Source organism: Arsukibacterium sp. (assembly GCF_033722355.1).
Lineage (GTDB): Bacteria > Pseudomonadota > Gammaproteobacteria > Enterobacterales > Alteromonadaceae > Alishewanella.
This window is the reverse complement of sequence record NZ_JAWVZF010000102.1, coordinates 1-9,971: the sequence shown is the minus strand read 5'-3', so window position 1 is coordinate 9,971 and position 9,971 is coordinate 1. Positions and strand designations below refer to the sequence as shown.

The window sequence follows — 9,971 nt, the reverse complement described above, 5'->3', positions numbered from 1 at the left end:
ATATAAGTCATCAATAAACAGATTAAGCGCGCGCAGTCGTTGCTTTAATCCATCGCTGGTCCGGCGCCATTCACTACTGGGTATGGTGCGGGGCATGACGTCCAGTGGCCAGGGCCGGTCGATGTTATCGCCGTCGGCATAAAGCGTAAAGCAGACTCCCATATTGCTGATTGTCTGATTTATTTGTAACTGTCTGACGGCCAGCTCACTGGGTCCATGTTTATCAATAAAGCGGGCTATTGCAGCTGCAGGGCGCCGGATACTGCCATCTTGACTGACAAGTTCATCAAAGCAGTCAGCTGTTAACTGGTAGCCTCCCTCGGTAAAACTGGTCAAGCTCATTGGCAACTCCTTGTACAGGATGTGAAAAAAGTCTGCTGTTTAATTAAACAGCTGAGCTATTAACTGTAGCAAGGGTTACCTTATTGAGCCAGTTACCGGCTCAGAACAAACAAAAAGCCCCGCCAGTTTGCACTGGCGGGGCTTTTCACAACAGCTTACTGCTTAGTTTTTAGCGGCAGCGGCTTTCTTTTCTTTTTCTTTAGCGATAACAGCGTCCGCTACGTTGTTCGGACACGGTGCGTAGTGTGAGAACTCCATTGAGAACTGGCCACGACCTGAAGTCATAGTCCGCAGCGTGCTGATATAACCAAACATTTCTGACAGTGGCACGTCTGCTTTAATCCGAACGCCAGTTACGCCGGCTTCCTGACCTGAGATCATACCGCGACGACGGTTTAAGTCACCGATAACATCGCCCACGTTGTCTTCTGGTGAGAACACGTCCACTTTCATGATTGGCTCAAGCAACTGCGCGCCGGCTTTTGGCATAGTCTGACGGAAAGCACCTTTAGCGGCAATTTCGAACGCGATGGCTGAAGAGTCAACCGCGTGGAAACCACCGTCGAATACTTCAACTTCCACGTCCAGTACCGGGAAGCCAGCCAGGGTACCGGTAGCCATCATCGACTCAAACCCTTTTTCGATAGCAGGTAAGAATTCTTTTGGTACGCTACCACCAACAACTGTTGATTTGAAGCTGAAACCAGAATTCTGCTCGCCCGGACGAATACGGTAGTCAATTTTACCATACTGACCTGAACCACCAGATTGCTTCTTGTGGGTGTAGCTGTCTTCCACTTCACGGGTAATCGTTTCGCGATAAGCAACCTGTGGCTGGCCTACCACTAATTCCACACCGTAGGTACGTTTCAGAATATCTACTTTGATATCCAGGTGTAATTCACCCATACCTTTCAGGATAGTTTCACCTGAGTCTGCATCGGTTTCAACCCGGAAGGTTGGATCTTCAGCAACCATCTTACCAATAGCAATACCCATTTTCTCAACTGAGCCTTTGTCTTTTGGCGTGACAGAGATAGAAATTACTGGCTCTGGGAACACCATAGGCTCCAGCGTACATGGGTGTTTCGGATCACACAGGGTATGACCTGTCTGGGTGTTGTTCTTTAAACCTACCAGCGCAATGATATCACCGGCCTGGGCAGAGGTCAGGTCGATACGGTCATTTGCATACATCTCTACCATCCGGCCGATACGCTCGGTCTTGCCGGTGAAAGAGTTCATGATAGTATCACCCTTGTTCAGTACACCTGAGTAAATCCGGATAAAGGTCAGGGCACCAAAGCGGTCATCCATGATTTTGAATGCTAAAGCACGGAACGGCTCATCAGCAGATACGATAGCGTGTTTACCGGTCTCGTTACCTTCTTCATCAGTCAGAGGCTGAGGAATAACTTCAGTTGGTGACGGTAAGTAATCAACAACAGCATCTAACAATAACTGCATACCTTTGTTTTTAAAGGCAGAACCACAGTAAGTTGGGAAGAACGCCAGGTCGCGGCAACCTTTACGGATACAACGCTTAACGTCATCAACTGAAGGCTCTTCGCCATCCATGTAAGCCATCAGCAGGTCATCGTCCTGCTCTAACGCAGTTTCGATCAGTTGCTGGCGATACATTTCAACGTCATCAGCCATATCTGCCGGTACGTCAGTAATCGAGTAGTTTTCTGGCTGGCCAGACTCGTCCCAGACATAAGCTTGTTTGGTTAACAGGTCAACCACGCCTTTAAAGGTATCTTCGCGGCCGATAGGTAAGGTCATGATTAACGGGTTAGCACCCAGTACTTTTTTAACCTGTTCAGTCACGCGGATAAAGTCAGCACCGATCCGGTCCAGCTTATTAACGAAAATCAGACGTGATACTTCAGCATCGTTGGCATAGCGCCAGTTGGTTTCTGATTGCGGTTCAACACCACCAGAGCCACAGAATACACCAATACCACCGTCCAGTACTTTCAGTGAACGATATACTTCAACGGTGAAGTCAACGTGGCCCGGGGTATCGATAACGTTGAAACGGTGGCCTTTCCAGAAGCAGCTAACTGCTGCTGACTGGATAGTGATACCGCGCTCGGCTTCCTGTTCCATAAAGTCGGTAGTGGATTCACCTTCGTGAACTTCGCCCAACTTATGGATTTTACCGGTCAGTTTCAGGATACGCTCGGTAGTAGTGGTTTTGCCGGCATCAACGTGGGCGAAGATACCAATGTTTCTGTATAGGGATAAATCTGCTGACATAGTAATCTCAATAAGCTAGGGTTTGAAAATAGTGCGACAATATACAGGATTTTAAAAAGATTTGCAGGGAAAAAATGGTGTCGGTCGCTAATTTTTTATCCATGCTGTCAAAGCAGGGTTACGACGTGATTCTCAACGCATTTTTGTATTTTCAGGCAGTGCGAAGAATGACAACGTCATGAAAATACAGGTCAGTTTTGCAACTGACCTGTTGTGCGTTAGAAAATAGCTTAAGGAGCAGGGTGCTACTCAATCTGTCCTCTGATTTCACCACTCGGGAACTCAGGGGTATGGACATTAACATAATGACCGCCAGCGGCCAGGACCTCAAAGATGCTTTGGGTCAATGCGGCGTTGACCGGTGCCATCCAGCGGTTGACGTTTGCGGGATCCTGCATCAGGCCAAGCAGAATAGGACCATTCTGACCAGTCATACCGGTATGAATATGGGCGGCAGTCGCATCCGCCACACCTGTCGTCAGCACCTGAAGCTCCAGGCTATAGTCACTTAATGCCACCATGGCATAGCCGTCTCCTCTGGCGGTTGTCGTGACAGCAGGCACTTCCTGCGCACCTGATAACGGGAAGGTAATCAGGGTGAAGTCATCACTGGAGATAATCTGGCCCCGCAGCTCACCGCCAGGATTAGCCGGTGTATGAACATTAACGTAATGTCCACCTGAGCGCAGCTCGTTTAAGATGTCAGCCGTCAGTGGGGTAGCCGTTGGCAGCAACCACGAACCTGGCGCACCTGCAACGGGTGTCAGTGGAACCAGCACATCACCATTTACACCAATGCGGCCAGTATGAATATGCGCCATGGTGGCATTATCCACACCCGTTGTGTGTACCATCAACTCTAATGTCAGCAGTGATGAGTCAACTAATGCATAACCCGCTCCAGAGGCGGAAGTGGTGACTGCCGGTACCTCCTGCTCTCCACTTAAAGCAAAGGTTGCCAGCATAAAGTTATCGGTCAGGATCTGGCCACGCAGTTCACCGCCGGGGTGCGCCGGCGTATGGACGTTAACATAGTGCCCGCCAGAGGCTAATACTGCCAATATGTCGGCATTGAGCGTGGTTTCAGCCGGGGTTACCCATTTGCCGGGGTTAGTCATATCCTGCTCAAGCGCAATGAGCACACCGCCGTTTATTCCCACCCTACCAGCATGAATATGGGCCATGGTGGCATCATCGACGCCTTCCGTCAGGGCGACGAGTTCGATCGCAAAGTCTGAGCTGTCAATAAGCGCATAACCATCACCTGACGCCGTGGTTGTTACGGCAGGCACCTCCTGGGCACCACTTAAATCAAAGGTTGCCAGAATAAAATTGTCAGTCAGGATCTGACCACGAAGCTCCCCACCCGGATGCTCAGGGGTATGCACATTGACGTAATGGCCACCGGAGGCCAGCGTTGCGAAAGTGGCTTCATCTATCTGAGTGTCTTCAGGTGTCATCCAGGTGCCTATATCTGTCGCTGATTGCACCAGGCCAATCAACACGCCGCCGTTGTTACCCACCCGGCCGGTGTGAATATGAGCCATAGTGGCATCGTCGACGCCGGTGGTGACGGCGACAACCTCTGTCATATAGTTATCAGTGTTCACCAGCGCATAACCGTCGCCGGAGGCTTGAGTATCGACCATAGGTACTTCCTGCTTGCCAGATAAGTCAAAAGTGGTCAGTACAAAATTATCAGTTAATATCTGACCTCTGAGTTCGCCTGACGGATACTGGGGAGTGTGAACATTCACATAGTGACCGCCTCCTGCCAGCACATCGAAAGTTGCCTGATCAATCATGGTTCCGTCCGGAATAACCCATACACCCGCTGTACCGGCTGCTGCTTCAAGGCCAACCAGCACATCACCGTTGGTTCCCACCCGGCCGGTATGAATATGAGCCATGGTAGCGTCATCAACACCGGAAGTGCGCACGGTCAGGACCAATTCGTAATCATTCTGATCGACTGATGCATAGGCATAGCCGCTGGCTGTCGTATCCACCGCAGGTACCTCCTGCTGGCCGGACAACGGCAGTGTGACAATGACTGTCTCGTCATTGACTATCTGGCCGCGAATTTCACCGTCCGGATAAGTGGTGGTATGCACGTTGATATACCACTCGCCGTTTTGTAAGTCGGCTATCAGGGCATCAGATATATCGGTGGTTGCAATCCGGTAGACGCCATTGCTGCCCGCGGTAAATGCAAAGGCAACATCACCGTTAAAGCCTAAACCGCCATCATGGATATGAGCGGCCTGCACATTCTCCACACCAGATAAATTCATGGATGCGCGAATTTGTTTTAAATTTGCATCAAGCTCTACCGTGGCAGTGGCCGTTGCCGCGGTATTCACATTCGGAACCTGCTGCGCCCCGGACAAACTGACGTTGAAGGTCTGTGTTGCCGTAAATACCGGTGGTGGTTCTGGTAGTTCTTCATCAGCACCTTCAAAGCAGCCTGCCAGAATAAACAAGGGTAGTAGTAAATAGAGTATTTTTTTCATATTCAACTCCGGTCATTAAAGAAGAGTGTGTCGATAAAAAATGTACAACGCTACGGCACTAACAACGCAAATACATCAAAGGTTACGAGCAACAGATGACATCGGATGCAATAAACGACATCTGATTACGACTTGTGATATTCAGGGATAATTACGGCTACCACTGTTATCAACAGTGGCAAAATGCAGAACTACAACGGTTGGCCAGCAAAGGCGTTAGTTAAGTGCTAAGTCTGACCAGCGCAGATACTGATATAAGGGTAGCGCAAAATGCCTGATACTCAACCGGCAATAATGGTGTAGCATCAGTGTCAAGCAGACAGTAGCGGGAATTCAGCGCTGTGCAGTGACGATTATCATCCAGATATTGCGTTTTACCTGATGCAGCCACTAAAGCTGTTATTTATCGTCAGCATCATCGACCATCGTTTTGGCCTCGGATAACATTCGTAACGTTACAAAGGTCAGCAAGCTTAACAGTATCGCGATTTCAAGCCGGCCTACTGCGACAGCTAAGCCCATCGCGCCGGTTAACCACAGACTGGCGGCCGTTGCTGTACCACGGACATAACTTTCGCCCTCAACGACATTTTTCAGGATGGCACCCCCTCCGATAAAGCCAATACCGGTAATAATGCCTTCCATGACCCGTGATTCAGCCTCAGTGGAGTCCAGGATTTGCAGACCCAGCAACATATAACCGCAGGCCGCAACCGCAACCAGCGGGAATGTACGAAGACCTGCCGAGCGTTCATGCTTTTCCCGGTCCCAGCCGATAGGTATGGCGAGGATAAATGCAATCAGCAAATCACGGATGTGGCGTGCTGCAACTGTCCAGTCTATCTGAGGGATAAGATCCATAAGTCAGTTCCATCTGGTTGATATATCGTTAATTAAACATAGCATATTGTCAGTTTGTCAGTAATAAACGACGCCATCTGGGTAGAACTGCCGGATTTAACGATAAAAAAAGCAGCCGAAGCTGCTTTTGTTGCTAAGTAAGCGGTGTTTTTCAAGCCACGCTTATTCTGCCAATGACGCCCATAAATCATATTCATCGGCTTCCTCGACTACGGCATCGATAATGTCGCCTGGCTTAACACTGGTTAAGCCGTTTAAGTAAACCGCGCCATCAATTTCCGGGGCGTCAGCGTGGCTTCGGCCAATGGCGCCTTCGTCATCGACTTCGTCAATCAGCACTTTAATGGTTTTGCCGATTTTTGCCTGCAACCGGGCCGCACTGATGGCCTGCTGTTTTTGCATAAAGCGATGATAACGCTCTTCCATTACCTCGTCGGGTACCGGATCAGCTAACTCGTTCGCTTTAGCGCCCTCTACCGGGCTGTATTTAAAGCAGCCAACACGGTCCAGCTGTGCTTCATCTAACCAGTCGAGCAGCATCTGAAAATCTTCTTCTGTTTCACCCGGAAAGCCGACAATAAAAGTAGAACGTATGGTCAGCTCAGGGCATATCTGCCGCCACTTTTTAATCCGCTCTAATACCCGCTCGGCCTGGCCCGGGCGTTTCATCAGCTTTAAAATACGCGGGCTGGCATGCTGAAACGGAATATCCAGATATGGCAGTACTTTACCTTCTGCCATTAACGGAATAATGTCGTCGACATGAGGGTAGGGGTACACATAATGCAGCCGGACCCAGATCCCCATCTCCCCTAAGGCTTCACATAACGCCTGCATTGACGTTTTAACCGGGGCACCATTCCAAAAACCGGTGCGGTGTTTTACATCGACCCCATAGGCGCTGGTGTCCTGAGAGATCACCAGCAGCTCCTTGACACCGGCATTTTTCAGGCGCTGTGCTTCATCCAGCACTTCACCAACCGGCCGGCTGACCAAATCGCCGCGCATCGACGGAATAATACAGAAGGTACAGCGATGGTTACAGCCTTCAGAGATTTTTAAATAGGCATAATGCTTAGGGGTTAATTTCACACCATGGTCCGGCACCAGCATCGTAAAGGGGTCATATTTTGGTTTCGGTACAAACTCATGTACCTGTTTTAATACGTTTTCATAGCTGTGCGGGCCGGTAATGCCCAGCACATTAGGGTGCACCTGGCGAATTTCATCTTCACGAGCGCCCAGGCAGCCGGTAACAATCACCTTGCCGTTTTCTGCCAGCGCTTCGCCTATGGTATCTAAGGACTCCTGCACGGCGCTGTCGATAAAGCCACAGGTGTTAACAATAACCAGCTGGGCATCATCGTAAGTGGGAACGATGTTGTAACCTTCGCTTTTTAACTGGGTAAGAATGCGTTCTGAATCAACCAGATTTTTCGGACAGCCCAGTGACACAAAACCGATAGTATTGCCTTTAGTAGCTGTGGCAGTTGCCTGACCGGCAATGGCTTTGGCTGGTGTCTCCAGCGTGGTGGTTTGGCTGGGGTCAAAAGTTTGTACTGTCATAATGTCTCTGTAAAAAGGCCTGGCCCGAAAAAAGTCGGCGGATTATACCTGAAAGTCAGGCAAGAAACAGAGGTTGCTGTATAAAAAAACGCCAATGCCTGCTTATTTCCGTGCAAGCTGACAGATCTGGTTAATACTGTAAGCTGTATAGCAAGCGAAGACGGAATAAATCGTATCGGAACAACGATAACCAGCAGGGAGACATTATGTCCGCAACAAATAAAATTAACGCTTATGCCGCAATGGCACCTGAGGCTAAATTAACCGCCTATCAGTTCAATGCCGGGCCACTTGACCGCAATGAAGTGGAAATTGCGGTTGATTACTGTGGTATCTGTCATTCAGATTTATCTATGATAGATAATGAATGGGGTATGTCAGATTATCCACTCGTTGCTGGTCACGAAGTCGTCGGCCGGATCAATGCTGTCGGTGAAGGCGTCAGCCATCTTAAAGCCGGGCAGGTCGTGGGCCTGGGCTGGCATTCAGGTTACTGCCAGCTATGCAGCACCTGTGGCAGTGGTGATCATAACCTATGCGCCAATGCACAGGGCACCATAGTAGGCCATCATGGTGGCTTTGCCGATAAGGTGCGGGCTAATGCCAGTGCCGTAGTGCCGCTGCCAGAGGGCATGGATGCCAAAACTGCCGGGCCGCTATTTTGTGGCGGTATTACCGTTTTTAATCCCCTGGTGCAATTCGATGTAAAGCCTACCGACAAGGTGGCAGTAATTGGGATTGGTGGTTTGGGACATCTGGGGTTGCAGTTTTTGCGAGCCTGGGGCTGCGAAGTAACCGCTTTTACCTCCAGCGACAGTAAAATCGCAGAAGCGAAAAAGCTGGGTGCGCATCACTGTATTAATTCACGCAACGCGGCTGATATTGAGCAGGCGGCCGGCCGTTTTGATTTTATTATTTCCACGGTTAATGTGAAGCTTGACTGGGACCTGTACCTCTCGACATTAAAACCTAAAGGCCGGCTGCATTTTGTTGGTGCAACCCTCGAGCCACTTGATTTAAATGTATTTAACTTAATTATGGCACAGCGCTCTGTCTCTGGCTCGCCGGTAGGCAGTCCGGCCACTATTGCCAAGATGCTGGAGTTTGCCGTGCAGCATGATATTAAACCGGTGGTGGAAACGTTTAAATTTGAGCAGATAAATGAGGCAATTGCTCATTTAAAAAGCGGTAAGGCCCGCTATCGGATTGTGCTGGAGCGCTAAGCTGCACAAACAAAAACGCCGGCATAGTGGCCGGCGTTTAATGTATTCAAGTTAGCGCATTACGCTTTATAAGGCATGGCACCCAGATAATCCTTTTTGCCGACATCCACGCCATTGTGGCGCAAAATGGCATAAGCGGTCGTGATATGGAAATATATATTCGGCAATACATGCTGAATTAAAAACTCTTCACCTGTTAAATACTTGCCTTCCCAGCGCGGCTGGCTGACTTTCTGACTGGCGGCATCAGCAAAATCTGCTTCGCTAAAGCTGGCAAGATATTCCAGGGTGTCGTTAATACGCTGGGTTAACTGCTCCAACGTAGTTTCATCATCCGCGTGTTTTGGCGCGCTATCAACCTTACCGGTCAGCCGGGCGGCACCCAGCTTGGCGGTATCGCAGGCAATTTGTACCTGACGAATCAGGTGAAATTGATCCGGCGCCAGGCGGGCATTTAACAGCACGGCCATATCCACTTTTTTGCTGCTGGCAAAGGCGGCGCCTTTGTCCAGAATATGCTGGAGGTTTCGCAGCATCTTGCTTGTTTGTACGGTGCTAAGTTGAAAAATCATCTGGTAGCCCTCTGGCATGGTGAGAAAAGTATATAACAGCAGAGGTTGGGGTGAGAGTACTGGCAGACAATAGCCAGCATAAAATAAATATCAGCCGGCCAAACCACTACCGACTTTTACAGCGTTGGAATCTAATGTAACACAGCAAATGCGCCGGATCTTTTCTTTGCATTTATAGCCGCTTACTAATATAACTGTATTTACTGGCCGCCAAAGTATTGCGGCTTATTGCAGGGATGAGAAACCACCAGATGGAACAACAGGAATTAACTTCATCGGCTCAATTAAATGTCCTGATTATTGATGATCAGGTGCTGGTGCAGAACGTCATTAAAGCAGCGCTTTATGAACTGGGTATTGAAAACGTAAAATGTGCTGAAAATGCCTATTATGCGCTGCGCTTATGTGAGCAAACCCCATTTCATGTGGTCATCTGCGCCTTCAACGTGCAAAGCGACAAAGATGGCTTTCATTTGCTTGAAGAGCTGAAGTTTAAACGCTACGTTACCAAGTGCACAGTGCTGATATTTCTAAGTGCAGAAACCAGTGAAGATCTGGTTAACAGTATTGTTGAATTACAACCCGATGACTTCTGGGTTAAACCTCTGAGCAGTAAACATGTCCAGAACCGT

At 49.2% G+C, this 9,971-nt stretch carries 7 protein-coding genes and 1 pseudogene; 2 read left to right on the top strand and 6 right to left on the bottom strand.

The genetic code is table 11. The annotated features are described in order from the left end of the window. The 5 genes and pseudogenes from R3177_RS10035 to rimO all read right to left on the bottom strand — a co-directional run. A pseudogene (locus R3177_RS10035) lies at positions 1-342 on the bottom strand (circularly permuted type 2 ATP-grasp protein); the annotation flags it as partial. Positions 343-504: 162 nt separating this feature from the next. Beyond that, the gene (gene fusA, locus R3177_RS10030) at positions 505-2,610 is read right to left on the bottom strand and encodes an elongation factor G (protein ID WP_413229083.1); all 2,106 of its coding nucleotides are present in this window, start codon (positions 2,608-2,610) and stop codon (positions 505-507) included. A gap of 239 nt (positions 2,611-2,849) precedes the next feature. Next, a complete protein-coding gene (locus R3177_RS10025) occupies positions 2,850-5,117 on the bottom strand; it encodes a CHRD domain-containing protein (RefSeq protein WP_318970901.1) in 2,268 nt (755 codons plus the stop codon). A 399-nt stretch (positions 5,118-5,516) separates the two neighbouring features. Beyond that, a complete protein-coding gene (locus tag R3177_RS10020; RefSeq protein WP_318970900.1) occupies positions 5,517-5,978 on the bottom strand; it encodes an MgtC/SapB family protein in 462 nt (153 codons plus the stop codon). 162 nt (positions 5,979-6,140) lie between these two features. After that, on the bottom strand, positions 6,141-7,544 hold the full coding sequence (gene rimO / locus R3177_RS10015) for a 30S ribosomal protein S12 methylthiotransferase RimO (RefSeq protein WP_318970899.1): 1,404 nt from the start codon (positions 7,542-7,544) through the stop codon (positions 6,141-6,143). Between the two features lie 206 nt (positions 7,545-7,750). Here rimO and ahr point away from each other — a divergent pair, with 206 nt between their 5' ends. Then, positions 7,751-8,767, top strand: a complete 1,017-nt coding sequence (ahr, locus tag R3177_RS10010; protein WP_318970898.1) for an NADPH-dependent aldehyde reductase Ahr — start codon at positions 7,751-7,753, stop codon at positions 8,765-8,767. A 59-nt stretch (positions 8,768-8,826) separates the two neighbouring features. On the opposite strand, the gene R3177_RS10005 is transcribed toward ahr, so the two are convergent. Then, the gene (locus R3177_RS10005) at positions 8,827-9,339 is read right to left on the bottom strand and encodes a DUF1993 domain-containing protein (protein ID WP_318970897.1); all 513 of its coding nucleotides are present in this window, start codon (positions 9,337-9,339) and stop codon (positions 8,827-8,829) included. A 251-nt stretch (positions 9,340-9,590) separates the two neighbouring features. On the opposite strand from R3177_RS10005, the gene R3177_RS10000 reads away from it, so the two are divergent. Next, positions 9,591-9,971, top strand: a 381-nt coding sequence (locus R3177_RS10000; RefSeq protein WP_318970896.1) for a response regulator, incomplete at its 3' end; no start/stop codon positions are given.